This is a genomic window from Sinomonas halotolerans, from assembly GCF_039615075.1.
Lineage (GTDB): Bacteria > Actinomycetota > Actinomycetes > Actinomycetales > Micrococcaceae > Sinomonas > Sinomonas halotolerans.
Window position 1 is genome coordinate 368423 of record NZ_JBDFRB010000001.1, and the last position, 25606, is coordinate 394028.

Here is a 25606-nt window from a genome sequence, read left to right on the forward strand (position 1 = left end):
GTGGTTCTCCTGGATTCGGTGTGGGCGGGCGTCAGCGGACGACGGCGTGGGCGGGGTTCTGGGCAGACGGCGCCTCTGCGGGCGTCACCTCGACGCGGCGGCCGGCATCGGCGGCCGAGGCGGCGACGGCGTCGAGGATCTCCATGTTCCGCACGCCCTCGTCGAAGGTCGCACAGCGCGGGAGCGACTCGGACTCGGACAGGCCGGCGACCTCCTCGAGGAACGCGCGGGCCTGGTACCCGAACGCGTCGTTCTGGCCGAAGCCGACGCTCGGGGCGTCCATCGCGAGCCCGCCCGCGATGTACGGGTGGTCGGGGCCGAGGATGACCTGGCGGTAGCCGTTCTGGGCGTACGGGCCCTCGTTGAGGAACAGCCCGATCTCCGCGGGGCGGCGCTGGTCGAAGGCGGCGGCGCCGTTCTCGCAGAACACCTCGAACATGAGCGAGTTGGCGTGCCCGGCCGCGACGCGGGAGACGGAGAGCGAGCCGATGCACGAGGCGAACTCGGCCGAGAAGGAGGCGACGTCGTCGTTCTCCACCGGTTCGAAGGTGTCCGAGACGGCTGCGTGGTCGTGGCCCATGACGGCGCCGAGCGGGAGCGGGCGCTGCGCGATCGCGGTGGAGAGCTGGCCGCCGGAGACGGCCTGGATGTCGCCGCACAGGAACTCGCCCACGTACGCGAGGTGGCTGCCGACGTCGGCGAGCGCGCCCGAGCCGGGGCCGCCCTTGTAGCGCCAGCTCATGGGCGCCTGGGGGCTGCAGCCGTAGTCGGTCCAGTAGCGGCCCGAGAAGTGGAGCGGGCGGCCGAGCGTGCCGTCCTGGATGAGCTGGCGGATCGCGGCGATGCCGGGCGTGCGGCGGTAGGTGAAGCCGATGCGGCCCAGCACTCCGCGCTCCTCGGCGGCGCGCGCGGCGTCGGCCATGGCGCGGGCGTCGGCGAGCGAGTCGGAGAGCGGCTTCTCGCACAGGACGTGCTTGCCGGCGGCGAGGAGGCCCTCGACCACCTCGCGGTGGAGCGAGTTGGCGATGACGACCGAGACGACGTCGATGTCGTCGGCCTCGGCGATGGCCTGCCAGGAGGAGTCGTGGCGCGCGTAGCCGAAGCGGGTCGCGGCGGCCTGGCCGAACTCGGCGTTGACGTCCCCGATCGCGACGAGGCTGATCTCCGGGAGCGTGGGGCGGTACAGCGTCGAGGCCGTGCGGTAGGCGGCGGCGTGGGCCTTGCCGGCCATGCCGGCACCGATGACGGCAACGCCGAGGGGCTTGCTCATGTCTCTCTCCTTCGAGGGGGCCGGGCGGGGATCCCGCTGGCCGAAGCATGTGATGTGGAGCGCTCCAAACGAGCGTAAGGCCGCGAACTTTGTCCTGTCAATACACCGGCCAGTAGCCGCCCACTGCGGCGGCAGATGCCATCATGGACACGTGCCAGCCGAACCCGCAGCCCGCCCCACGATCTACGACGTGGCCCAGCGCGCGGGCGTGTCGAAGTCCCTCGTCTCCCTCGTCCTGAGGGACGCCCCGCACGTGAGCGAGGCGCGCCGCCGCGCAGTGCACGAGGCGATCGAGGAGCTCGGGTACCGGCCCAGCCGCGCGGCGAGCGCACTCGCGAGCCAGCGCACGAGATCGGTCGGGGTCCTCATCGACGACTTCCGCAACCCCTGGTTCGTCGAACTCCTCGCGGGCCTCCGCTCCGTGCTCGACCCCGCCGGCTACACCTCCTCGGTCGCGGACCTCACGCTCGAGGCCGTCTCCGGCCGCAACCCCGTGGACGGCTTCCTGGCGATGCACGTTGACGGCCTGGTCGTGGCCGGCGAGCCCCAGCCGGGGCTGCTCCGCGGGCTCGCCGTGCCGACCGTCGTCGCGGGCGTCCGCGACGTGGGCCCGGGGCTGGCTGCGGACGTCGTGGCGGGCGACGACGAGCGCGGCGGCGAGCTCGCGACGCGCCATCTGCTGGATCTGGGCCACGCGAGGATCGCCCACCTGACGGGGTCGGGCGGCCCGGCCGCGCGCAGGCGCCGCGGATACGAGAGGACCATGCGGGCTGCGGGCCTCGAGCCCCTCGTCACCGGCGCCGGCGGCACCGCCGAGGACGACGGCTACGCGGCAGCCCTCGCCGCCCTCGACGCTGCGCCGGGCCTCACGGCCTTCGTGGCGGGCAACGATGTCATGGCCGTGGGCGCTCTTGCGGCCCTGCGCGAGCACGGCCTGTCGGTGCCCCACGACGTGTCTGTGGTCGGCTACGACGACTCACCGCTCGCGGCCTACCGGTACCTCGCCCTCACGAGCGTGGCCGGCCACTCCCACGAGGTCGGCGCCGAGTCCGCCACGACGCTGCTGGCCCGGCTCGGCGACCCGGAGGCGCCGCGCCGACGCCAGCTCCTCGAGCCCTCCCTCGTGGTGAGGGGCTCCACCGCGCCTCCCTGACCCGCGGACGCGTGCAACAGCGTCCCCAAGTGCACAACTCAGAGCAGGAACCGCCCCCCATATGGCGTTCCCGGCTCTGGGTTGTGCACTTCGGCACGGTGTCGGCGCACGGCGGGGCCGCTACTCCCCCGGGAAGACGATCCCGGCCTGGCGCCGCAGCTCGTCGGCGACCCGCAGGGCCCGGATGCTCGCCTCGAGCGGCCGCTCGGCCACCTCGGTCCGCCCGGCCTCCAGGGCCCGGGCCACCGCGGCAGCCTGGAAGTGGAGCCCTGCCACGTGGTCACCGGGCATCCCATCCCACCGGTGCACCTCGCCATCGGAGGTCCGGACGGTGAGGCCGCCGGGGCTGTTGAACGGACCGTCGAACGTCAGCGACGCCTCAGTGCCGACAGCCGTCAGCTGGGCGGGCGTGAAGCCCTGCATCGTCGTCGTGAGCGTGGCCTGCGCACCGCCCGGGAAGCCGAGCAGGGCCGAGAGCTGCCCGTTGACGCCGTTCGCGAGCGCCGTCCCGAGCCCGAGGATCCGGTCCGGCTCGCCGAGGATGTCGGTGGCGAGAGCGAGCAGGTAGATGCCGAGGTCCAGGAGCGGCCCCCCTGCGAGCTCGGGGTCGTGGGCGCGGTGGGACGGCGGCAGGTACTCGCCGTAGTCGCCGACGACGGCGGTCAGGCCGCCCAGATGCCCGCCGCGGATGAGCTGCCGCGCGATGTCGTACGAGGGCAGGAACGCCGTCCACAGCGCCTCTGCCGCCAAGACGCCGGCGGACCGCGCGGCCTCGGCGATCTTCCCGGCCTCGGCCGCGCTGATGCCGATCGGCTTCTCGACGAGCACGTGCTTTCCCGCCGCGATCGCGGCGAGGGCCACCTCGAGGTGGGCCGTGTGCGGCGTGGCGACGTAGACGACGTCGACCTCGGGGTCAGCGGCGAGCGCCTCATAGGAGCCGTGCGCGCGCAGCCCGCGCGGCGCGGCGAACGCGGCGGCCCGGTCGGCGGCCCGCGAGCCGACCGCGGTCACGCGCTGGGACCCGTGCCGGGCGAGGGACTCGACGAAGCGCTCGGCGATCCATCCCGGCCCGGCGATGCCCCAGCGCAGGCTTGGCGCCTCGGCGGGGTCCGGGACGCGGGAGGCGGGGAACGCGAACGCGCTCATGCCTGCGCCACCGCGGAGACGGCGTTGGCAGCAGCAGGGAAGGCAGCGCCGGACGCTGTGCGCGGAGCACTGTGCACGACCGGTACGAACGCGCCGCCGGCCTCGATCGACGCGACTAGCGCGGCGGCGGTCTCGGAGGCGCGCAGCCCGTCCCGGGCGGTCGCGAGGGGCGACGGCGTGCCGGTCCGCAGGGAGTCGATCCACGCCTGCAGCTCGATCCGATAGGCGTCGGCGAAGCGGGGCCGCCAGTCCGCGGGGTAGTCCGTGGCGCGCACCCGGTCCACGCTGAGCTCGAGCAGCGGGGACTCGGTGAAGCTCGCCGTGCCCCGCTCCCCCACGAGCTCGAGCCTGGTCGAGTACCCGTACTCGGCGTTGAGGAACAGCTCGAGGGTCACGAGCGTGCCGTCGGCCATGCGCAGGAGCATGAAGGCCGGGTCCTGGAGCCCGGCGGGTGCGAGCGAAGACGCCTTGCGCCCGGGCAGCCACGCCGCCTCGGCGACCTCGGTCCCGAGGAGCCACGGCATCGAGTCGAGCTCGTGGATCGCGGAGTTGGTGATTGCCGAGGCGTTGGTCGCGTCCGGGGCGGAGCGGACGTTGCGGCTCACGCAGTGGGCCACGAGCGGCTCGCCGAGCTCGCCCGCACCGAGCCGGCGCCTGAGCTCGGTGTGGGCGGGGTCGAAGCGGCGCATGAAGCCGAGGGAGACGAGACTGCGGCCCAGCTCCGCGGCGAGGGCCTCCTCGGCCTCAACCACGGAGCGGCCCTCCTCGACAGTCGGGGCGAGCGGCTTCTCGCACAGCACGGGCCTGCGCGCCTCGAGGCACGCTAGCAGGAGCTCGGCGTGGGTCGAGTCGTGCGAGGCGATGACGACGGCGTCGACGTCCGGGTCCTTGATGAGCGCCATGGGATCTGTAGTGCTGCGCGCGCCGGCGGTCCGGGCGGCCTGGGCGGCGCGCTCGGCGTCGAGGTCCGCGACGAGCTCCACGGCGGCGCCGCTAACCGCGCCCGCAAGGTTGCGCACGTGGTCCGCGCCCATGATCCCGGCGCCGATGACGCCCACTCTGATGGTCATGCTGGTGGTTCCTTCCGTCGAGGTGGAGTGCAGGGGGCTCGCCTCCGGGGCGCGCACGACGACGGCGCGGCGGGCTGGGTGCCGCACCGCGCCGTCGTGCGCGTCCCCGGCCAGCAGGGCGGAGGCGAGGGGGGATCAGGCCCGGGGCGCCTCGGCATCGGCCGGGGACGACTCGGCCCTGGGCGCCTCGGCCGCGACCGCGGCGGCCTCCGCCTTGGCCTCCTTGAGGGCCTGGGTGTGGCCGCCGAGCTGCTCGAGCTCGTGGGCGAGCTCAGCGAGCTCAGCGCCGCCGGCCATCTGGGCGGTGAGCTCCTCGAGGGTGATGTCCTTCTTGTCGTAGTAGCCGATGGACTTGCCGCGCTTGAGCAGCAGGAACCGGTCGCCCACGGGGAAGGCGTGGTGGGGGTTGTGGGTGATGAAGATGACCCCGAGGCCGCGGTCGCGGGCCTGGAGGATGTAGCGCAGGACCACGCCGGACTGCTTCACGCCCAGGGCCGCGGTGGGCTCGTCGAGGATGAGGACCTTCGCGCCGAAGTACACGGCGCGGGCGATCGCCACACACTGGCGCTCTCCGCCGGAGAGCTGGCCGATGGGCTGCTCGACATCGCGCAGGTCGATGCCCATGTCAGCGAGCTCCTTCTTGGTGATCTCCTTCATCCGCGCGACGTCCATGCGCTTGAAGGGGCCGAACCCGGTGGTGAGCTCGGAGCCGAGGAAGAAGTTGCGCCAGATCGGCATGAGCGAGACGACCGCGAGGTCCTGGTAGACCGTCGCGATGCCGGAGTCGAGGGCTTCGCGCGGGCTCGAGAGCTTCCGCTCCTCGCCCAGGATGGTCAGGCTGCCCTCGTCGTGCTGGTGCAGGCCGGCGATGATCTTGATGAGGGTGGACTTGCCGGCGCCGTTGTCGCCGAGCACGCACGTCACGCGGCCGTTGTCCACGGCCATCGTGATGTCCCGCAGGGCGATGATGTTGCCGTAGTGCTTGCCCACGCCGTCCAGGCGGAGCAGGTGCACGGGCCGGTCGGTGAGCGGGTCGGTCTCCCCCGCGGCCTCGAGGATCTCGCGGTTGGTGATGTGCTGTGCCATGGTGGTCACGTCCTTGTCCCTACTTCAGCTCTGCGCGCTTCTTGACGATGAGGTTCACGATCGTGGCCAGCAGGAGCATGAGGCCGAGGAAGAACTTGAACCAGTCCGGGTTCCACTGCGCGTACACGATGCCCTTGTTCGCCATGCCGAAGATGAACGCGCCGATCGCGCCGCCGATCGCCGAGCCGTAGCCGCCCGTGAGGAGGCAGCCGCCGATCACCGCGGCGATGATGTAGAGGAACTCGTTGCCCACGCCCTCGCCGGACTGGACCGCGTCGAAGGCGAAGAGGTTGTGCATGCCCAGGACCCAGCCGCACAGGCCCACACCCATGAAGAGCCCGATCTTGGTCCTGGTCACCGGCACGCCCACGGCGCGGGCGGCGTTCGCGTCGCCGCCGGAGGCGAAGATCCAGTTGCCCACGCGGGTGCGAAGCAGGATCCACGAGGCGATCGCGACCATGATGATCCAGTAGAAGACCGTGATCTTCACGTCGACCCCGGCGATGGTCACGGAGGAGGCGAAGACGGCCTTGGCCTCGGCGAACCCATCCATCCGGGCGATCGAGGGCGAGGAGACCGCGCCGCCGATGAGGCGGGTCAGGGCCAGGTTCAGGCCCGTGAGCATGAGGAACGTCGCGAGGGTGACGATGAAGCTCGGAAGCTTGGTCTTGACCAGGATCCACCCGTTGACGAACCCGATGCCGAGGGAGACCACGAGGGCGAGCAGGACCCCGACCCAGATGTTCACCGAGAAGTACCAGGAGAACAGGGATGCGGTCAGCGCCGAGGAGATCACCGCGACGCCGGCGGAGAGGTCGAACTCGCCGCCGATCATCAGCAGCGCCACCCCCACGGCCATGATCCCGATCGTGGAGGACCCGTAGAGGACCGTCGCGAACGCGTTCGGCTGCAGGAACGTGCTCGAGACGACGGAGAAGAAGACGAACAGGACGATTGCCGCCGCGAGCGCGCCGACCTCGGGCCTGCCGAGGAGCTTCTGGAACGGGCTCCGCCGGGCCACCCTCTCGTCACGGGACGGCGCCGGGGCCGCCGGGAGTGTTGCTGTGCTTGCCATGGGGGTCTCCTTGGTGGTGGGCCCGCGCGGCGCACGCCGCGCGGGCCCGCTGCGGTGCTAGCGGACGCCCTGCTGGGCGAACTCGAGGACTTCGGCGGCGTTGTCCTTGTCCACGATGGTCGGGCCGGTCAGGACGGGCAGGCCGCCGCCGACCTTGAATCCGCCGCGCTTGTTCTGCCAGAGCGACTCGACGGACATGTAGCCCTGGAGCCACGGCTGCTGGTCCACCGTGAAGATGACCTTGCCGTCCACGATCTGCTGGGCGAGCTCGGCGTTCAGGTCGAAGCTCGCGACCTTCGCCGAGGAGCCGGCGTCGGAGACGGACTTCATGAGCGTGAGGGTGATCGGGGCGCCGAGGCCGATGATCACGTCAGCGCTCTTCGTGGCCTGGAGCTTTGCGGTGGCCGTGGACTGCACCCCGGTCATGTCCTTGCCGTCCACATAGAGGATCTCCGTGGCCGGGACCTTGGCCTTGACGCCCGCGCACCGGGCCTCGAGGCCCACGTGGCCCTGCTGCTGGATGACGCAGACGGGGTGCTTGTAGCCCTCCTCCGCGAGGCGCGTGCCGACGGCCTCGCCGGCGAGCTTCTCGTTGGAGCCGAAGTGCGTGAATGCGCCGAGCTTGGCGAACTCGCCCTCACCGGCGTTGAGGCTCACCACGGGGATCCCGGCGTCGGTGGCCTTCTTGAGGACGTCCTTGAGGGCCTCCGGCGTCGCGAGGGTCACCGCGATGCCATCGACCTTCTGGTCGATGGCCTGCTGGACGAGCTGCGCCTGGCGGCCGGCCTCGGGATCGCTCAGGTACTGGAGCTGGACGTTGTCCTTGGCGGCGGCCTCTTCTGCGCCCTTCCGGACGATGTCCCAGAAGGTGTCGCCAGCTGCGGCGTGCGTGATGAGGGCAATGTTCATAGTCGGGGTCGAAACGGCCTGTCCGCCGCCCTGGGCACCGCCCGCAGCCGGCTCCTTGCCGCCGCTCGAGCACGCGGCGAGGGCGAGGGTCGGGACGGCGAGGGCGACGACGGCCGCGCGGCGCCACGAGAACTTGGTCACGTGATTCTCCTTTGGTCCTGGCCCGCCGGGCGCCTTCGCCCGGCCCCGGGCCTTGCCATGATCTTGGGTGACGCGCGTCACCATGTCAATACTTTGTCCACACATAAGCACTAATCGATGCCGCACCGAGATGTGGCCCGCGCGGTTTGTCCGCTCCGCAGGACATGCGGCGAGCGCGCTGCGCCGCAAAAGATCCCTGACATTCCGGGGCTTCGGGTGCTACGATCGGTTCAGGCGATTTGTCCTATCAAATAAACATGCTTCTCGGGCGCCTCAGGACCCGGCAGCCCGGCCCAAGGAGGGGTCATGGCAGCAAGCCTCAACATAGCGATCGATCGCTCGTCCCCCGTGCCGCTGTACCACCAGGTGGTACAGGGCATCGAGGCGATGATCCGCAGCGGGGCCCTCGAGCCAGGATCGAAGCTCGAGAACGAGATCGAGCTCGCCGCCCAGCTCAACCTCTCACGCCCCACCATGCGCAAGGCCATGGACGAGCTCGTCCGCGCCGGCCTCCTCGTGCGCAAGCGTGGGGTGGGCACGCAGGTCGTGGCCAGCCAGGTGCGCCGCCACCTCGAGCTGTCGAGCCTCTTCGATGACCTCTCCCGCAGCGGCAAGACCCCATCCACGAAGGTCCTCGCGTTCCGCCACGGGCCCGCCGAGGACGAGGTGGCGGAGACGCTCCAGCTGCCGGCCGGCGTCGGCGTCTACCACTTCACCCGGCTGCGCTCGGTGGGCGAGAAGCCGCTGGCGATCATGGAGAACTGGGTGCGGGACGACGTCGCGGAGCTCACCGAGGAGGGCCTGCGCCAGAGCGGCATGTACCAGATCCTGCGCGAGGCCGGCGTGAACTTCCGCCTCGCCAACCAGCGCATCGGCGCGACCGTCGCGGACGAGTACCAGGCCGGCCTCCTCGAGGTCGCGCCAGGCTCGGCGCTCGTGACCATGGAGCGGACGGCGGTGGACGACACAGGCCGCAACGTCGAGACAGGCCGGCACGTCTACCGCGCGGACTCCTACAGCTTCGAGATGACCCTGGTCCAGCGCTGACCAGAACCTGACGAAAGGAACCCCATGGCAGAGTGGGTCTACCCCCTCGGAACGGCGAAGGAGGGCGACTGGCAGGTCTCCCTCGGCGCCCACGACTCCTCCACTGCAGTGGAGGGATGGGCGCACACGGGAATCAAGGTCGCCGAGCTCGCGCCCGGCGCCTCGGTCTCGCTCGCGGCCGCCGGCGAGGAGCGGATCGTGGTCCCCCTCGCGGGCGCGTTCACGGTGACGGTCGACGGCGTCGAGCACTCCCTGCGCGGCCGCGCGTCGGTCTTCGCGGGCCCGAGCGACGTCCTGTACACGGGGATCGGGAAGGCGGCGGTGGTCTCGAGCGCCGAGGGCGGGCGGGTCGCCGTCGCCCTCGCCCCGGCCAAGGCCGAGTACCCGACCCGGATCATCAGCGCCGAGGAGACCCCGGTGGAGCTGCGCGGGGCGGGCAACTGCTCGCGGCAGGTGCACAACTTCGGCACCCCGGCGGCCCTCGAGGCGGACCGGTTCATCGTGTGCGAGGTCATCACGCCCGCCGGCAACTGGTCCTCGTACCCGCCGCACAAGCACGATACGGAGAAGGATGGTGAGACCTTCCTCGAGGAGGTCTACTACTTCGAGACGCGACTCGCCCCGGGCTCCCCGGCGGGCGGCTCCCCGCAGGCAGGCGCCGACCCGGTCGGGTATGCGCGGGTCTACGCCTCGGACGAGCGGCCGATCGACGTGCAGGCCGAGGTGCGCACGGGCGACGTCGTCCTCGTCCCCTACGGCTGGCACGGCCCCGCGATGGCCGCACCTGGCTACGACCTGTACTACCTCAACGTCATGGCCGGGCCGGGCCGGGTGCGCGAGTGGCTCATCAGCGACGACCCGCACCACGGCTGGGTCCGCCAGACCTGGGACGCCCAGGCCATCGACCCCCGCCTCCCCTTCACCGCCTGACCCTTCCGGCTACACATAAATCGCGCGTGGAGCGTTTCGGGTACGCATAAATCGCGCGTGGAGCGTTTCGGGTACGAGTGGCCCGCCGTCTCCTTCCAACCGATGAGCCCGCGCAAACGCACCATCCCCTTTCGGGTACAGATCGTCCCTCTCCGCGGGGGTTTCGGGTACGAGCGTGCCGTCCTCCATTCGAGGTCTCCCTCCACTCGCTTCGCCCCACGGAGACGCACGACGGCGGGGTCCCCCTCCCCCCGGGACCCCGCCGTCGGCCTCGTCGCGCCAGGAGCAGGCGACCGCCGCGGACGAGGAGGCCGCGGCGTCGTGCCCCTGTCCACGAACGACGACCGGCGAGCAGCCCGTAGACGCAGCAGACCGCCGGACCGAAGGGGTCCGGCGGTCTGCCGCGGAGCGTACCCGAAACGCTCCTGAGCGAGATTATGTGTACCCGAAACGGTCAGTGGGCGGCGGCGTCCCCCGCCTTGTCCGCCCTCGCCTTGTCCGCCCTCACCTTGTCCGCCCGCGCGGCCATCTCGCGCAACTGGTATCGCGAGACCTCGGGGGCGTTCTCGTTCTCGGCGAAGACCGAGGAGACCATGACGGTGTCGTCCCGGTCCAGGAAGCCGATCTCCCCCAGCCCGCCGAAGAACTCGTCCCAGTTGACGTCGCCGTCACCGATCTTCAGGTGCTGGTGCACGCGCACATCGTTCCCGGGCGGGTTGGTGATGTACCGCAGCCCGTGCGAGGCATGGTGGTCCATCGTGTCCGAGACATGGACGACCCGGATCCGCTCCCCCGCGGCGCGCATGATCTCCAGCGGGGAGTCCTTCATGTGGAAGGTGTGGGAGGCGACGTAGACCATGCCGACGTTCGGCGAGTTGAGCCCGCGGATCACGCGCAGCGCAGCGAGCCCCTCCTCGACGAAGTCGTCCGGGTGCGGGTCGATCGCGACGTGGACGCCCTCGCGCTCGAACACCGGCAGGAGCTCCTCCATGGACTTGTAGAAGCAGGCCTCGGACTCCTCGGGCTTCTCCGGCCGGCCCGAGAACTCGGTGTTCATCTGGGTGCAGCCCAGGTCCACCGTGATCTGGACGGCGCGCTTCCAGTACCGCACGGCGGCCTCGCGCATCGCCTCGTCCGGCCCGGACCAGCGCAGCACGGGCAGCACCGAGGCCACCTCCACCCCGGCGTCGGCGCACGCCTTGCGGAACTGGCGCACGAGCTCGTCGTCCGCCTTGGGGTGCGTGAAGAACGGGATCATGTCCCGGTGCGGGGTCATCTGGAGGTACTCGTACCCGAGCTCCGCGGCGAGGGCCGGGAACTCGAGCAGCGAGTGCGTCGAGTGGAACGGGGTGGGGTCGAGCGCGAGCTTCATCGCGCGGCCCCCGCTGCCCCGACCCCCGCAGCGTCGGAACCCGAAGCCTCGGCACCCACAGCGTACAGCGCAGGCTTTGGCTTGAGCACGACGGCGACCTTGCCGCCTGTGCGCTGCGCCTCGACTCCCGCTTCGCAGCAGGCGGCGGTCGCGTACCCGTCCCAGGCGCTCGGACCGCCGATCCCACCGCGCAGGGCCGCGTCGGCCCAGGCCTGGACCTCGACGTCGTAGGCGGCACCGAAGCGCTCGATGAAGCTCGGCGTGACCTCGCCGCCCCAGCGGCCCGCGCGGCGGACGTAGGGCCCGCCGTCGCCACCGATGTCCACGATCCCGCCCTCGAACGCCGCCTGCGTGGCGACCTCGTAGCCAAACTGGGCGTTGACGAAGATCTCGACGTCCGCGAGCACGCCGGACTCGGTCTCGATGAGAACGTGCTGCGGGTCGTGCTGGCCCTCGGGCGCCTTCGAGGAGGCCTTGCCGAGGCGCACCTGGACCGAGGTGATCTCCTCGCCCGTGAGGTAGCGGATCACGTCGAACTCGTGCACCACCGAGTCGTTGATGAGCATCTCGTTGGTGAAGCCGGGCGGGGTGTCCGGGTTGCGGTGGCGGCAGTGCAGCATGAGCAGCTCGCCGAGGTCGCGCGAGCGCACGAGCCCGCCGAGGGCCGCGTACTCGGCGTCGAAGCGGCGCATGAAGCCGACCTGGATGCGCTGGCGGCCCAGCTTCTGCTCGGCCTCGACGATCTTCCACGCGGACTCGGCGTCCGGGGTGAGCGGCTTCTCGCACAGGATCGGGAGGTCCAGCTCGAGCGCCTCGAGGAGCGCCTGCTCGTGGAGGAATCCGGGGGTGGCGATGACGACGGCGTTGACCTTCCCGCCGTCGAGCTCGGCGGCGTATGCCTCGGCCGGGGTCGCGAACGCGCGGGCGCCGGGGATGCCGGCAACCGCGGCGTTGGCGCGGTCGAGGTCGACGTCGATGACGGCGGCGACCTCGGCGCCGTGGATGCGCGTGTGGAGGCGCTGGATGTGGTCCGCGCCCATGCGGCCGGCGCCGATGACGGCGACGCGCAGGTTCTCAGCCATGGGATGTGCCTTTCAGGTGGGGCCCGGTGCGGGGGCCGGGGTCAGGAGACGCGCGTGCGGGAGCCGCACGAGAGCAGGTAGGAGCGGGTGCGCTTGGCGATGGGGAGCGGGACGTCGAAGGCGACCGGGTACATGTCCTGCTCGACGATGCCGAAGATCGGCCGGTCGAGCTTCTCGACCTCCTCGATGACCTCGCGCAGGTCCGGCAGGCCGCCGGGGGGCTCGGTCATGACGCCGGCCGCGTTGGCCGCCGCGAAGGTGAGGTTCTCGGCGCGGACCCGCTCCATGACTCCGGGGTCCACCTGCTTGAGGTGCAGGTAGCCGATGCGCTCGGGGTACGAGCGGATGAGGTCCACGCTGGACGCCCCGCCGTACTCGGCGTGGCCCGTGTCGAGGCACAGGTTGAGCAGCTCGGGGTCGGTGTTCTCCAGGAGGGTCACGATGTCCTGCTGGGTGAGCACGTGCGAGTCGGCGTGCGAGTGGAACTGCTGCGCCAGGCCGAACTGCTCGTTCAGGCGGCGGCCCAGCTCGTTGTGCCCGTTGAAGAGCGAGTCCCACTGCTCGGCGCTGAGGACCTCGTTCTCCACCGGGAGGCCCGTGACGTCGTCGCGCCACATCGCGGGGATGACGACGATGTGCTCGCCGCCCATCGCGGCGGTCAGCTCCGCGACCTTGCGGGCGGGCTCCCACGCCTCCTCGAACGCTGCGTCCCCGGGCCGCCCGCCCCGGTGGAACGCCGTGAACACGGTCCCCGCGGAGACCTGGAGGTCGCGGGCCCTGAGCTCGTCGGCGAGGCGGGACGGGTCGGTGGGGAGGTAGCCGTAGGGGCCGAGCTCGATCCACTTGTACCCGGCCTCGGCCACCTCGTCGAGGAAGCGCTCCCACGGGGTCTGCTTCGGATCGTCGGCGAACCAGACTCCCCACGAGTCCGGGGCGGTGCCGATGATGAGCTTGTTCTCGATGTCGGTCATCGGATGCCTTTCGTCAGGGGGCTCAGTTGGACGGGAAGTTGTAGGAGGCGCCGGAGGCGTGCGTGGGCTCGGGCCAGCGCTGGGTGACGACCTTGGCGCGGGTGTAGAAGGACACGCCTTCCTCGCCGTAGATGTGCTTGTCGCCGAAGAGCGAGCTCTTCCAGCCGCCGAACGAGTGGTACGCGACCGGGACCGGGATCGGGACGTTGATCCCGATCATGCCCACGTGCACGCCGCGGTGGAACTTGCGTGCGTTGGAGCCGGAGGAGGTGAAGATCGCCGTGCCGTTGCCGTACGGGTTGGAGTTGATCAGCTCGATCGCCTCCTCGACCGTCTCGACCCGGACCACGGACAGGACCGGGCCGAAGATCTCCTCGGTGTACGCCTCCATGTCCGTGCCGACGTTGTCGATCACGGTGGGGCCGAACCAGAAGCCGCCCTCCTTGCCCTCCACGGTGAACTCGCGGCCGTCCACCACGAGGTCCGCGCCGGCGTCGGCGGCCTTGGTCACGATCCCGGCCATGCGGTCCTTGGACGCGGCCGTGATGATGGGGCCCATCTCGGCGTCGGGCTCCGTGCCCTCGGCGACCTTGACGGCCTCGGCCCGGTCCTTGACCTTGCCCACGAGCGCGTCCGCGGCGTCGCCGACTGCCACGGCGACCGAGATCGCCATGCAGCGCTCGCCGGCGGATCCGAACGCGGCCGCGGCGAGGTGGTCCGCGGCGTTGTCGAGGTCCGCGTCCGGGAGGATGATCGCGTGGTTCTTGGCCCCGCCGAGGGCCTGGACCCGCTTGCCGTGCGCGGTGGCGGTGGCCTGGACGTACTTCGCGATCGGGGTCGAGCCGACGAACGAGATCGCGTCCACGTCCGGGTGGGTCAGGAGCCCGTCCACGGTCTCCTTGCCGCCGTGCAGGACCTGGAACACGCCGTCCGGCAGGCCGGCCTGCTTCCACAGGTTCGCCAGCAGGAGCGACGGCGAGGGGTCGCGCTCGGAGGGCTTGAGGATGAACGCGTTGCCGGTCGCGATGGCCACGGGAGCCATCCACAGCGGCACCATGACGGGGAAGTTGAACGGCGTGATGCCTGCGACCACGCCCACCGGCTGGCGGTAGGAGAACACGTCGATGCCGGTCGAGGCCTGGTCCGAGTAGGCGCCCTTGAGCAGCTGCGGGATGCCGCAGGCGAACTCGATGACCTCGAGGCCGCGGCCGATCTCGCCCTTGGCGTCGGAGATGACCTTGCCGTGCTCGGAAGTGATGAGCGCGGCGAGCTCATCGATGTGTGCGGCCACGAGCTCGCGGAACTTGAAGAGCACGGCGGTGCGCTTGGCCAGGGAGATGTCGTTCCATGACTCGGCGGCCTTGCGGGCGTTCGCGACCGCGGTCTCGAGGTCCGCGGCGTCGGCGAGGCGCAGCTCGCCGGTCTGCTCGCCGGTGGCGGGGTTGAAGACCGGCTGCGTGCGGGTGCCGACGCCGTTGGTCTCCTCGCCGTTCAGGAAGTGCGGGATGGTCTTGATGCTCATGGTCAATACTCCTGTGGGGAACTCTCGGGGTGCCGCTCAGCCGAGCAGGGGCTTCTGGCGGGACTTGTGGTCGATGTAGGTCGCGAAGGCCTGCTTCGTGGACTCGAGCTCGGAGGCGCCGGAGACGGGGACGTCCCACCAGGACTCGGAGCTCGGGGCGTCCACGAGCGGGTCGGACTCGATGTGGATCACGATCGGGCCGGAGCCCTCCGGGGCGGCCTTGGCCTTGCCGATCGCGGCCTGGAGGTCGTCGATCGCGTTGGGCCCGGGCTCGATCCGGTAGACCGTCACGCCGAGGCTCTCGGCGTTCGCGGCGAGATCGATCGGGAGCTTCTCCCCGTCGTCGAACGTGTGGTGCTGGCGGTCCAGGGTGCGGTACTTCGTGCCGAAGCGCTGCGAGCCGAGCTGCTCGGAGAGCGCGCCGATCGAGGCGTAGCCGTGGTTCTGGATGAGGACGGTGATGAGCTTGATGCCCTCCGCGACGGCGGTGACGAGCTCGGTGTGCATCATGAGGTACGAGCCGTCGCCGACCATGACGACCACGTCCCGGGGCGCCTCCTCGTTGCCCGCGCTGCCCGCGGCGCGTGCCGCCTCGTCCAGCGCCGCGCGCTTGACGCCGAGGCCGCCGGGGATCTCGTACCCCATGCAGGAGAACGCGTACTCGACGTGGTAGCCGAACGGGTCGCGGATGCGCCACATCTTGTGCAGGTCCCCCGGGAGGGAGCCGGCGGCGCAGATGACGACGTCGCGCGGGTCCATCGCCGCGTTGACCGCGCCGATGATGGCGTTCTGGGACACGAGCGGCTCGTGGTCCTGGGCGAACGCAGCGTCGACGGTCGCGTCCCAGCGGGCCTTCTCCTCGGCGACCACGCGCGTCAGGTCCGCGCCCACGCGGTAGCCGGACAGCGCCGTCGTGAGCGCCACGAGCGCCTTGCGCGCGTCGGCGACGATCGGCAGGGAGGTGCCGTGCTTGTACGCATCGATCGCGGCGACGTTGATGTTCACGAAGCCCACGCCCGGGTCCTGGAAGGCCGTGCGGGAGGCGGTGGTGAAGTCCTCGTAGCGCGTGCCGATCCCGATGACGAGGTCGGCGTCGCGCACGACGGCGTTCGCCGCCGTCGTGCCCGTGGAACCGACCGCTCCGAGCGCCTGGGGATGGTCCCACGCGAGGGAGCCGACACCGGCCTGCGTCCAGACGACGGGGATGCCCGTGGCCTCGGCGAAGGCGCGCAGCTGGTCCGTCGCGAACGCGTAGAGGACCCCGCCGCCGGCGACGACCACCGGGCGCTCCGCGGCGCGGATGCGGCGGGCGGCCTCGGCGATGTCCTCGGCCTCGGGCTCGGGGCGGCGGATCCGCCACTCGCGCTCGGCGAGGAACTCCTCGGGCACGTCGAAGACCTCGGCCTGGACATCCTGCGGGAGGGCGATCGTCACGGCGCCGGTCTCGGCCGGGTCGGTCAGGACGCGCAGGCCGTGCAGGAGCGCGGAGAAGAGCTGCTCGGGGCGGTTGACGCGGTCGAAGTACTTCGAGAGCGGGCGGAACGCGTCGTTGACCGTGATGTCGTAGCCGTGCGGCTGCTCGAGCTGCTGCAGGACCGGGTCCGCGGCGCGGGTGGCGAACGTGTCCGAGGGCAGCAGGAGCGCGGGGAGGCGGTTCGCCGTGGCGAGCGCGGCGCCCGTGAGCAGGTTCGAGGAGCCCGGACCGATCGAGGTCGAGACCGCGAACGTCTGGCGGCGGCGCGTGTGCCGCGCGTAGCCGACGGCCTGGTGCACCTGGGCCTGCTCGTTGCGGCCCTGGTAGTACGGCATGAGGCCCGGGTCGGCGACCTGCCACTGCTTGAGCGCCTGGCCCACGCCGGCCACATTGCCGTGGCCGAAGATGCCGAACATCCCGGGGATGAGCCGCTCGCGGTAGGTGCTGTCCCCGACGCGGTCCACCGTGTACTGCTTCCCGAGGAACTCGACGAGCGCCTGGGACACGGTCATTCTGCGAGTGGTCACTGCACGGCCTCCTTGCCGGACGTCGTGGCCGCGGTGTCTGCCGCGGCGACGGGCTTGATCTCTTCGGTGCGCAGCAGCGAGGCTGCGGCGGCGACGGCACCGGACACGTCGCCGTCGGCCGGGTACAGCATGGTGCGGCCCACGGTGAGGCCCTGGACGCCCGGGAGGGCGAGCGCGCGGCCCCACGAGGCGAACACCTCGTCCTGGTGGCCGGTCGGGTCGCCGCCGAGGAGCACGGTCGGCATGGTCGTGGCGGCCATGACGCGCTCCATGTCCTCCACCACGGGCAGCTTCATCCACGTGTACGCGCTCGTGGAGCCGAGGCCCTCGGCGATCGCGATCGACTTGATGACGGCCTCCGGGGACAGGTCGTTCTTGACCTTGCCATCGGCCCACACGGAAAGGAAGGGCTCAACCATGGCGATGAGCCCGCGCTCGGCGAGCGAGTCGATCGCGTGGGCAGTGTTCTCGAGGATGTCCGCCGTGGCAGGGTCGCCGAGGCAGATGCGCGTGAGCATCTTGCCGCCGTCCGCGCCGAGGGCTGCGAGCGCCTCCGCCGTGTGGCCCGTGAAGCGGTCGTCGAGCTCGTTGACGAACCCGGCGAGGCCGCCGCGGTTCATCGAGCCGAAGACGAGCTTGCCCTCGAGCGCCCCGAGCAGCAGCAGGTCGTCCATGATGTCCGGGCTCGCGAGGACACCGTCGACGGCGGGGTTCGCGAGCGCGACCTGGAGCCGGTCCAGGAGCTCGCGACGGTCCGCCATCGCCTCGGGGCGGCCCTGGGCGGCGAGGGCCCCGCGCGCCGGGTGGTCCGCGGCGACGATGAAGTTCTGCTTCCCGAGCACGGCGCCCGGGTGGCGGCGGCGGGAGGCCGCGGCGCGGGCTACGGCCTGCGGATCCTCGAGCCGCACCTTGGTGAGGTGCTCGTAGCGGCGGGGGTCGTCGTCGTGCGCGTTGGCGAGGGGCGCCGCGCCGAGCGGTGCGGACGACGCCGTTGCGTGCTTCGCGCGGGGAGCTGCGCTGGAGACCGTGCTCATCGGGCCACCGCCTCGGGGACGAGGCGGCCGCGTTCGGCGAGCAGCGAGGTGACCTCGGCCGGCGTCGGCATCGCGTCGGAGCAGGCGAGCCGGGAGGCGACGATCGCGCCCGCGGCGTTCGCGTAGTCGAGCACCTGGGCGAGCGGCCAGCCGGCGAGGAGGCCGTGGCAGAACGCGCCGCCGAACGAGTCGCCGGCACCGAGGCCGTTGAGGGTCTCGACCGGCACCGGGGCGGAGACCACGCGCTCGGTGCTGGTCTTGGCCATGACGCCCTCAGGGCCGAGCTTGACGACGGCGATCTCGACGCCCGCGGCGAGGAGGCGGTCCGCCTGCTCGTCCGGGGTGCCGTGGCCGACCGCCACCGCGCACTCCTCCTCGTTGCCGATCGCGACGGTCACGTGCGGAAGGACCTTGGCGACCTGCTCGCGCGCGGACTCGGCCGAGTCCCAGAACATGGGGCGGTAGTCGAGGTCCAGGACGGTGAACTGGCCCTGCGCGAGACCCGCGCGGGGCCGGGCCTCGTGCGCCGCGATGTGCGCGGCGCGGCTGGGCTCCTGGCACAGGCCGGTCACCGTGGACCAGAAGACGCGGGCCGCGCGGATCGCCGCGAGGTCGAGGTCCTCGGCGCGGATCTGGAGGTCCGGCGCCGTGGGGAAGCGGCCGTAGAAGTAGAGGGGGAACTCATGCTGCTCGGGCAGGATCGCGCAGAACGTGGCCGGGGTCTGGAGGCCGCCGACAGGGCGGACGAACCTGTCGTCCACGCCGAACTTCGCGAGCTCCGCGTGGAGGTACTCGCCGAACGGGTCGTCGCCGGTGCGGGTGATGACGGCGGTGCGGCGCCCGTGCCGCGCCGCGGCGACGGCGACGTTCGACGGGGACCCGCCGAGGTACTTGCCGAAGCTCGTCACGTCCGCAAGGCCGACGCCGATGTCGTTGGGATAGATGTCGACGCTGATGCGCCCCATCGTGAGAACGTCGTAGGTCACGTCGCGGTGCCTTTCCTCGTGAGCCCGGAGGTGGTCCGGACCGGCTTCGCTGCCTGTGGCGCCGGCCACAGGACCACTCTGCAACACATTTAATGTCCTGTCAAAGGTTTGTACTTACATTCGCGCAAGGAGTTCATCCGCGCGCGGGGACCGCCAGCTCACCGGTCATGTACTGGGCGCGCCCGAACCCGAAGGACCAGTCGCCCGCCGAGTTCTCGACGTAGCCGATGAACACGTCCTCGCCCCCCACGCCGGCATCGCCGAGGTTGCGCGCGATCGCCGCGAAGAGGGCCTCCTTGGCCTCCTGGCCGCGGCCGCCCTGCGTGAAGATCTGGATCATCACCACCCCGCCCGAGCGCTCGAACCCGAGCCCCGCATCCTGGGCCACGATCTGGCCGGGTGCGTGCTCGGTGACGATGTGGAAGTAGTCCCGCTCCGGGATGCGGTACTCGGCGAGGATGGCATCGTGGACCGCGCGGCTGATGCGCGCGACCTGGTCGGGGGTACGGCCGGCATTGACGTCGATGCGGACGAGAGGCATACATGCTCCTAACTTTGTGCTGACATAAGCACAATATGCCTATCACCGCCGACTGGCAAGAGTTTGTCCTAACAAACTTACGGATCACGCTTCGCATGTGGCTAGACCACTGTGGACTGACCATTGACGGTGAGCGGCGTCACAGTTAGGCTCCCATTGTTCGGAACGTGGATTCCGTATTGCGAGAATCCCCCGTCATTCTCACTGCACCCCGCGCCCCTGCGCGCGAAGACAAAGGAGTCTTGTGAGTACCTTCAACCAGACCGTCGACCCCTTTGGGGGCCAGCTCGTCCTCGCCGCCCTGCTGGCGGCACTCCCCCTGGTCCTGATGTTCGTCATGCTCGGCGTCTTCCGCGCCAAGGCGTGGAAGGCGGCCGTCGTCAGCCTCGCCGTCTCGATCGTGCTCGCCGTGGCGGTGTGGAAGATGCCGCTCGGCCAGGCCCTCTCGGCCACCGGGGCGGGCGCCTTCTACGGCATGTTCCCCATCCTGTGGATCCTCATCAACGCGCTCTGGGTCTACAAGCTCACGGTGGCCACGCGGTGGTTCGATGTCCTCGGCACCGCCATCCGGTCCATCTCCAACGACCTCCGGATCCTGGCCATCCTGATCGCCTTCTGCTTCGGTGCGCTCCTCGAGGCACTCGCAGGGTTCGGCGCTCCCGTCGCAATCACTGCAGCGATGCTCATGGCCGCGGGCATGAAGCCCCTCAAGTCGGCGGTCGTGTCCCTCCTGGCCAACACGGCCCCTGTCGCGTTCGGCGCCATGGCCTCCCCCGTCATCGCGCTCAGCGGCGTGACCGGCATCCCGCTCGGCACGGTCGCCGCGATGGCCGGCCGCCAGACCCCTTTCCTGGCCCTCATCGTGCCCCTCGTGCTGGTCTTCATCGTGGACGGCCGCCGGGGTGTCCGGCAGACGTGGCCGGCGGCCCTCGTCGGCGGGGCGTCCTTCGCCCTCGCCCAGTTCGTGACCTCGAACTTCTTCGTCGTCGAGCTCACCGACGTCGTCGCCGGCATCGTGGCCATCGCCGCCGTCCTCGGCCTGCTGCGCGTGTGGCAGCCGGCCGCGCCGCTCGAGGCCGAGGGCACAGTCGTGCTCGAGGCAGAGACCGTCGCCGCGCGCGCCGGGGGCGGCTCGGCGCACCGCGCGGGCGGCTCTGCGCACGACGGCGCATCCTCCTCGGGCGGCGGCGTCACCGGCGCTCCGCAGGCCGGTGCGGGCTCGACACCCGCGCGGCCCGCGCCGCGCGAGCTGTGGATGGCCGTTGCCCCCTACCTCATCATCATCGCCGTCTTCTCGCTCTCGCAGATCCCGGCCGTGAAGGCCTGGCTCACGGCCGCGGGCGGCTTCTCCTTCCGCTGGCCGGGTCTGGACGTCGTGAACCCGAGCGGCAAGCAGGTGGCCACCACCACCATGCGCTTCGACCACCTCAAGAGCACCGGGACACTCCTGCTCATCTCGGGCCTCATCACCCTGGCGATCTACCGCATCCCCTTCGGCCGCGGCATCCGCATCTACGGGGAGACCCTCAAGGTCCTGCGCTGGACGATCCTGACCGTCAGCTCGGTGCTCGCCCTGTCCTTCGTCATGAACCTCTCGGGGCAGACCGGGACGCTTGGCGTCGCCCTCGCCTCCGCGGGCGGCATCTTCGCCGTCATCTCCCCCTTGCTGGGATGGATCGGCGTCGCCCTGACCGGATCGGACACCTCGGCGAACTCCCTGTTCGGCCAGCTCCAGGTCACGGCGGCCCAGCACACGGGCCTCTCGCCGGTCCTCATGGCTGCGACCAACTCCTCGGCAGGCGTCCTCGGGAAGATGCTCTCCCTCCAGAACCTCGCCGTGGCCGCCGCCGCGGTGGGGCTCGACGGGTCCGAGAGCACTCTGTTCAGGAAGCTCCTCGGCTGGAGCCTGGGCCTGCTGGCGGTCTTCATGGTCCTCGTCGTCCTCCAGACCGGCGTCCTGTCCTGGATGGTCCCGTGACCGCCGGGGACAGTCCAGCAGCCGGCCCGGCGCCAGCGCTCAGAACCACTTCGAGAAAGGCATCCGCATGACCGTCCACACCCCCGCCCCTGCGGTGGGCACCGCCCCCGCGGAGGGCCCCATACTGATGGCAGCCGAAGGCACCGCAGCGTTCGAGTCCCACCCGCGTGCCACGACGGACCCGGCCGCCCGGGCCGCCGCCTCGACGGACCGTTCGGGCTACGAGCCGGCCACCGTGCCTGACGCGGTCGTGCACGCCGAGTCCGCCGACGACGTCGTCGCCGCTCTCCGCCTCGCGCACGAGCACCGGATCCCCGTGGTCCCCCGCGGGGCCGGGACCGGTCTTGCGGGCGGCGCGAGCGCCCACGCCGGCGAGGTGGTCGTCGACGTGTCGCGCATGAACCGCATCCTCAGCATCGACCCGGTGGAGATGATCGCCGTCGTCGAGCCCGGGGTCCTCAACGCCGAGGTGAACGCCGCGGCGGCCGAGCACGGCCTCTTCTACGCCCCGGACCCTGCGAGCACTGCGATCTGCTCGATCGGCGGCAACATCGCCACCAACGCCGGCGGCATGTGGTGCGCCAAGTACGGCGTGACCCGCGAGTCCGTCCTGGGCCTGCGCGTCGTGCTCCCGGACGGCAGGATCGTCTCGACCGGACGCCGCACCATCAAGGGCGTCACCGGCTACGACCTCAACGCCCTGTTCATCGGCAGCGAGGGGACGCTCGGCATCGTCGTCGAGGCAACCCTCCGACTGCGCCCGCGCCCCGTCCGGACGGAGACCCTCGCGGCCTACTTCGACGACGTCGAGGCGGCCGGCCGCGCGGCCTCGGCCATCACGGCAGCTCGCATCCAGCCCTCGATCCTCGAGCTCATGGACGGCCCGACGCTCGACGCCGTGGACCGCGCCGAGGGCACGCACCACCGCGCGCTCGGCGGGGCCTTCCTCCTGGCCCAGACGGACGGCTACGGGGCCCACCTCGAGCTCGACGCGATCGCGGAGGCCATCGCCCCGTTCGCCACGTCGGTCCACCGGGCGGCGGACACGGCCGAGGCCGAGGCGCTCGTCAAGGCCCGCCGCGACGCGATCCCGTCCCTCGAGCAGCTCGGCAGGGTCTCCATCGGGGACATCGCCGTGCCTCGGGACCGGCTCGCGGAGGCATTCAAGGGCCTCGAGGAGATCGCAGCGCGCACGGGAGTTCGCATCTTCTCGGTCGCCCACGCTGCGGACGGGAACCTGCACCCGATGATCGTCGTGGACCCGAGCGAGTCGATCACCGAGGGGCCCGCCAAGGCGGCACTCGGCGAGATGTTCCGGCTCGCAAAGCGGGTGGGCGGCACACTGACCGGCGAGCACGGCGTGGGCCTGCTCAAGCGCGAGTGGGTACGGGAAGAGCTCGGGGACACCTCCCTCGAGCTGCAGCGGGCCATCCGGGACGTCTTCGACCCGGAGCACATCCTCAACCGGGGCAAGGCGCTCTGAGACCGGGCGGGGCCAGCGATTGACTCCCGGCGCCGGTCCCGCCTAGCGTTCCTATATACGATATTCAATTTCTGCATTGTGAAATTTGCACTGTGAAAGTTCAGGAGTAAGCATGCACCGCCACGTGGAAGCCCACGGACTCAGCGTCGCCGAAGAGCTCTTCGCCTTCGTCCGCGACGAGGCCCTTCCGGGCACCGGCATCGACGAGGACGCCTTCTGGGAAGGCGCTGCCGCCCTGGTGGCCGAGTTCTCCCCCAAGGTCAGCGGGCTGCTCGCAGTCCGCGACCGGATCCAGCAGCAGATCGACGAGTTCCACCGCACCGCGGGCCCGGGGCCGGTGGATCCCGAGGCCTACGAGGCCTTCCTGCGCTCGATCGGCTACCTCGTGGACGAGCCCGCGGACTTCAGCATCTCAACCGAGAAGGTCGACCCGGAGATCGCGACCGTCTCCGGGCCCCAGCTCGTCGTGCCGCTCCTCAACGCCCGCTTCGCGGCCAATGCCGCCAACGCCCGCTGGGGCTCGCTGTACGACGCGCTGTACGGCACCGACGTGATCGACGAGGAAGAGGGCCGGGAGCGCACCGGCGGCTACAACCCGGTCCGCGGCTCCGCCGTCGTCGCCCGGGGCCGCCAGCTCCTCGACGAGCACACGCCCCTCGCCGGCGGCTCGCACGCCGACGTCACCGCCTACCGGGTGGCCGACGGCGCGCTCGTCGCTGAGACGGCACGCGGCGCCGTCGGCCTCGCCGACCCGTCGCAGTTCGTCGGCTTCCGCGGGGACGCCGCCGCGCCCGAGGCGGTGCTGCTGGTCCACCACGGCCTGCACCTGGAGGTCCAGATCGACCGCGCCCACCCGATCGGGGCCGGGGACCCTGCCGGGGTCAAGGACATCGTCCTCGAGTCCGCCGTCACCACGATCATGGACCTCGAGGACTCGGTCGCGGCCGTGGACGCCGCGGACAAGGTCGTGGGCTACCGCAACTGGCTCCAGCTCATGCAGCGCACGCTCACGGCCGAGCTGGAGAAGGGCGGCCGCACCCAGGTCCGCCGGCTCAACCCGGACCGCGTCTACACGGCCCCGGACGGCTCTGAGCTGACCCTGCCCGGCCGCTCGCTCCTGCTCATCCGCCAGGTCGGCCACCTCATGACCAGCGATGCCGTGCTCGACGCCGCGGGGAACCGCGTGCCGGAGGAGATCCTCGACGCGCTCTTCACGGGCCTGGGCTCTGTGCACGACCTGCGCGGAGAGCACGCGGGCGGCAACTCACGGACGGGATCCGTGTACATCGTCAAGCCGAAGATGCACGGCCCTGAGGAGGTCGCCGTCGCATGCGCGCTCCTCGCCGGCGCCGAGAAGGTGCTCGGCCTCGAGCCGCTCACCCTCAAGATCGGCATCATGGACGAGGAGCGCCGCACCTCGTCCAACCTCAAGGCCTGCATCTTCGAGGCCCGCGAGCGCGTCGTGTTCATCAACACCGGGTTCCTGGACCGCACGGGAGACGAGATCCACACCTCGATGCTCGCCGGCCCCGTGGTCCGCAAGGCGGACATGCGCTCGGCCGCCTGGATCAAGGCGTACGAGGACGCCAACGTGGACATCGGGCTCGAGTGCGGCTTCCGCGGCCGTGCCCAGATCGGCAAGGGCATGTGGGCGGCCCCGGACAACCTCGCGGACATGCTCGCCCAGAAGGTCGCCCACCCGCTCGCCGGCGCGGACTGCGCGTGGGTGCCGTCGCCGACTGCGGCGACCCTGCACGCGATCCACTACCATCAGGTGGACGTCGACGCGCAGCAGGCCGAGCTCGGCCGGGAGCGCCGCTCGGCCCGGCGCGAGCTGCTGACCATCCCGCTCGGTGATCCGGCCGAGTGGGACGCCGAGGCGCGGCGCAGCGAGCTGGACAACAACATCCAGAGCACGCTCGGCTACGTGGTGCGCTGGGTCAACGCGGGCGTGGGCTGCTCCAAGGTCCCGGACATCCACGGCACGGCCCTCATGGAGGACCGCGCCACCTGCCGGATCAGCTCCCAGCACGTGGCCAACTGGCTCCTGCACGGCGTCATCACGGAGCAGGAGGTCGAGGAGTCCCTGCGGCGCATGGCCGTGGTGGTGGACGAGCAGAACGCCGGGGACCCGGACTACATCCCGATGTCCCCCGGCTTCGAGACGGAGGCGTTCCAGGCCGCCCGCGAGCTCGTGCTCGAGGGCGCGGCCCAGCCTGCCGGCTACACCGAGCCCATCCTCCACCGCCGCCGCGCGGCCCAGAAGGCCGCGCACGAACTCACCAGGAGCGCCTCATGAGCCTGACCCTCTCCACCGCCCAGGCCATCATCGCCGAGGCCTTCGACGCGGGCCGGGAGCGCGAGTTCAAGCCGCTGACCGTCGTCGTCCTCGACGCAGGCGGCCACGTCATCGCCGCCGCGCGCCAGGACGGCGCCTCGAACAGCCGCTTCGAGATCGCCCAGGGCAAGGCGTACGGCGCCCTCTCGCTCGGGATGGGCTCGCGTGCCCTCATGGAGCGCGCCGAGCAGCAGCCGTACTTCATCGCCGCGGCCGCCGCTGCCATCGGCGGCCGCCTCATCCCGGTTCCGGGAGGGGTGCTCGTCCGCGGCGACGACGGCGCGCTCGTGGGCGCGGTGGGCATCAGCGGGGACACCTCGGACAACGACGAGGCGGCCGCCTCGGTCGCGGCCAAGGCGGCGGGCCTCACGCCTCAGGTCGCCTGACCCCCGGCACAGCAGCGTGGGGGGGCCCCCCCCCCCGGGGGGGGGGGCGGGGGGGGGGGGGGGGGGGGGGCCCGCCGCCGCGCGC

21 protein-coding genes are annotated in these 25606 nt (G+C 71.3%); 7 read left to right on the forward strand and 14 right to left on the reverse strand.

Annotated elements, in window-relative coordinates; genetic code table 11:
* Positions 1-31: 31 nt before the first annotated feature.
* Positions 32-1270, reverse strand: coding sequence for a Gfo/Idh/MocA family protein (locus tag ABCQ75_RS01660; protein ID WP_345882724.1), 1239 nt, complete (start codon positions 1268-1270; stop codon positions 32-34).
* A gap of 151 nt (positions 1271-1421) precedes the next feature.
* Between ABCQ75_RS01660 and ABCQ75_RS01665 the strand changes: the two genes are divergently transcribed.
* On the forward strand, positions 1422-2423 hold the full coding sequence (locus tag ABCQ75_RS01665) for a LacI family DNA-binding transcriptional regulator (RefSeq protein WP_345882725.1): 1002 nt from the start codon (positions 1422-1424) through the stop codon (positions 2421-2423).
* A 120-nt stretch (positions 2424-2543) separates the two neighbouring features.
* Here the strand turns inward: ABCQ75_RS01665 and ABCQ75_RS01670 are convergent, their stop codons facing one another.
* From ABCQ75_RS01670 to ABCQ75_RS01690, 5 genes are all read right to left on the reverse strand, one after another.
* Entirely contained in the window at positions 2544-3569 is a 1026-nt protein-coding gene (locus tag ABCQ75_RS01670) for a Gfo/Idh/MocA family protein (protein WP_345882726.1), read from the reverse strand.
* Positions 3566-4639: a Gfo/Idh/MocA family oxidoreductase gene (locus ABCQ75_RS01675; RefSeq protein WP_345882727.1), complete on the reverse strand. Its 1074-nt coding sequence runs from the start codon at positions 4637-4639 to the stop codon at positions 3566-3568. Before ABCQ75_RS01675 ends, ABCQ75_RS01670 begins: the two co-directional genes overlap by 4 nt.
* Positions 4640-4774: 135 nt before the next feature.
* On the reverse strand, positions 4775-5725 hold the full coding sequence (locus ABCQ75_RS01680; protein WP_345882728.1) for an ATP-binding cassette domain-containing protein: 951 nt from the start codon (positions 5723-5725) through the stop codon (positions 4775-4777).
* Positions 5726-5744: 19 nt separating this feature from the next.
* Complete coding sequence (locus ABCQ75_RS01685; protein ID WP_345882729.1) at positions 5745-6800, reverse strand: ABC transporter permease; 1056 nt, start codon at positions 6798-6800, stop codon at positions 5745-5747.
* Between the two features lie 57 nt (positions 6801-6857).
* Complete coding sequence (locus tag ABCQ75_RS01690; protein ID WP_345882730.1) at positions 6858-7850, reverse strand: substrate-binding domain-containing protein; 993 nt, start codon at positions 7848-7850, stop codon at positions 6858-6860.
* 306 nt (positions 7851-8156) lie between these two features.
* On the opposite strand from ABCQ75_RS01690, the gene ABCQ75_RS01695 reads away from it, so the two are divergent.
* Positions 8157-8897, forward strand: coding sequence for a GntR family transcriptional regulator (locus ABCQ75_RS01695; RefSeq protein ID WP_345882731.1), 741 nt, complete (start codon positions 8157-8159; stop codon positions 8895-8897).
* Positions 8898-8921: 24 nt separating this feature from the next.
* Entirely contained in the window at positions 8922-9827 is a 906-nt protein-coding gene (iolB, locus tag ABCQ75_RS01700; protein WP_345882732.1) for a 5-deoxy-glucuronate isomerase, read from the forward strand.
* Between the two features lie 454 nt (positions 9828-10281).
* On the opposite strand, the gene ABCQ75_RS01705 is transcribed toward iolB, so the two are convergent.
* The 8 genes from ABCQ75_RS01705 to ABCQ75_RS01740 form a co-directional block, all read right to left on the reverse strand.
* The gene (locus ABCQ75_RS01705; protein ID WP_345882733.1) at positions 10282-11199 is read right to left on the reverse strand and encodes a sugar phosphate isomerase/epimerase family protein; all 918 of its coding nucleotides are present in this window, start codon (positions 11197-11199) and stop codon (positions 10282-10284) included.
* Positions 11196-12281: a Gfo/Idh/MocA family protein gene (locus tag ABCQ75_RS01710; RefSeq protein WP_345882734.1), complete on the reverse strand. Its 1086-nt coding sequence runs from the start codon at positions 12279-12281 to the stop codon at positions 11196-11198. Before ABCQ75_RS01710 ends, ABCQ75_RS01705 begins: the two co-directional genes overlap by 4 nt.
* A 41-nt stretch (positions 12282-12322) precedes the next feature.
* The gene (locus ABCQ75_RS01715; protein ID WP_345882736.1) at positions 12323-13252 is read right to left on the reverse strand and encodes a sugar phosphate isomerase/epimerase family protein; all 930 of its coding nucleotides are present in this window, start codon (positions 13250-13252) and stop codon (positions 12323-12325) included.
* A 22-nt stretch (positions 13253-13274) separates the two neighbouring features.
* Positions 13275-14774: a CoA-acylating methylmalonate-semialdehyde dehydrogenase gene (locus ABCQ75_RS01720; RefSeq protein WP_345882737.1), complete on the reverse strand. Its 1500-nt coding sequence runs from the start codon at positions 14772-14774 to the stop codon at positions 13275-13277.
* 36 nt (positions 14775-14810) lie between these two features.
* Complete coding sequence (iolD, locus tag ABCQ75_RS01725) at positions 14811-16760, reverse strand: 3D-(3,5/4)-trihydroxycyclohexane-1,2-dione acylhydrolase (decyclizing) (RefSeq protein ID WP_345882935.1); 1950 nt, start codon at positions 16758-16760, stop codon at positions 14811-14813.
* 11 nt (positions 16761-16771) lie between these two features.
* Positions 16772-17809 (reverse strand): Cgl0159 family (beta/alpha)8-fold protein, encoded by a 1038-nt coding sequence (locus ABCQ75_RS01730; protein WP_345882738.1) that lies wholly within the window; start codon positions 17807-17809, stop codon positions 16772-16774.
* On the reverse strand, positions 17806-18795 hold the full coding sequence (gene iolC, locus ABCQ75_RS01735; protein WP_345882740.1) for a 5-dehydro-2-deoxygluconokinase: 990 nt from the start codon (positions 18793-18795) through the stop codon (positions 17806-17808). The genes ABCQ75_RS01730 and iolC overlap by 4 nt, the downstream gene beginning before the upstream one ends.
* Before the next feature lie 133 nt (positions 18796-18928).
* Positions 18929-19336: a tautomerase family protein gene (locus ABCQ75_RS01740; RefSeq protein WP_345882742.1), complete on the reverse strand. Its 408-nt coding sequence runs from the start codon at positions 19334-19336 to the stop codon at positions 18929-18931.
* 244 nt (positions 19337-19580) lie between these two features.
* On the opposite strand from ABCQ75_RS01740, the gene ABCQ75_RS01745 reads away from it, so the two are divergent.
* The 4 genes from ABCQ75_RS01745 (at position 19581) to ABCQ75_RS01760 (ending at position 25521) form a co-directional block, all read left to right on the forward strand.
* Positions 19581-21314 carry an L-lactate permease gene (locus ABCQ75_RS01745; RefSeq protein ID WP_345882743.1) on the forward strand — a complete coding sequence of 578 codons (1734 nt, stop codon included), beginning with the start codon at positions 19581-19583 and terminating at the stop codon, positions 21312-21314.
* 67 nt (positions 21315-21381) lie between these two features.
* Positions 21382-22797: an FAD-binding oxidoreductase gene (locus tag ABCQ75_RS01750; RefSeq protein ID WP_345882744.1), complete on the forward strand. Its 1416-nt coding sequence runs from the start codon at positions 21382-21384 to the stop codon at positions 22795-22797.
* Positions 22798-22909: 112 nt separating this feature from the next.
* Positions 22910-25096 carry a malate synthase G gene (locus tag ABCQ75_RS01755; RefSeq protein WP_345882746.1) on the forward strand — a complete coding sequence of 729 codons (2187 nt, stop codon included), beginning with the start codon at positions 22910-22912 and terminating at the stop codon, positions 25094-25096.
* On the forward strand, positions 25093-25521 hold the full coding sequence (locus ABCQ75_RS01760; protein ID WP_345882747.1) for a GlcG/HbpS family heme-binding protein: 429 nt from the start codon (positions 25093-25095) through the stop codon (positions 25519-25521). Before ABCQ75_RS01755 ends, ABCQ75_RS01760 begins: the two co-directional genes overlap by 4 nt.
* Positions 25522-25606 lie beyond the last annotated feature (85 nt).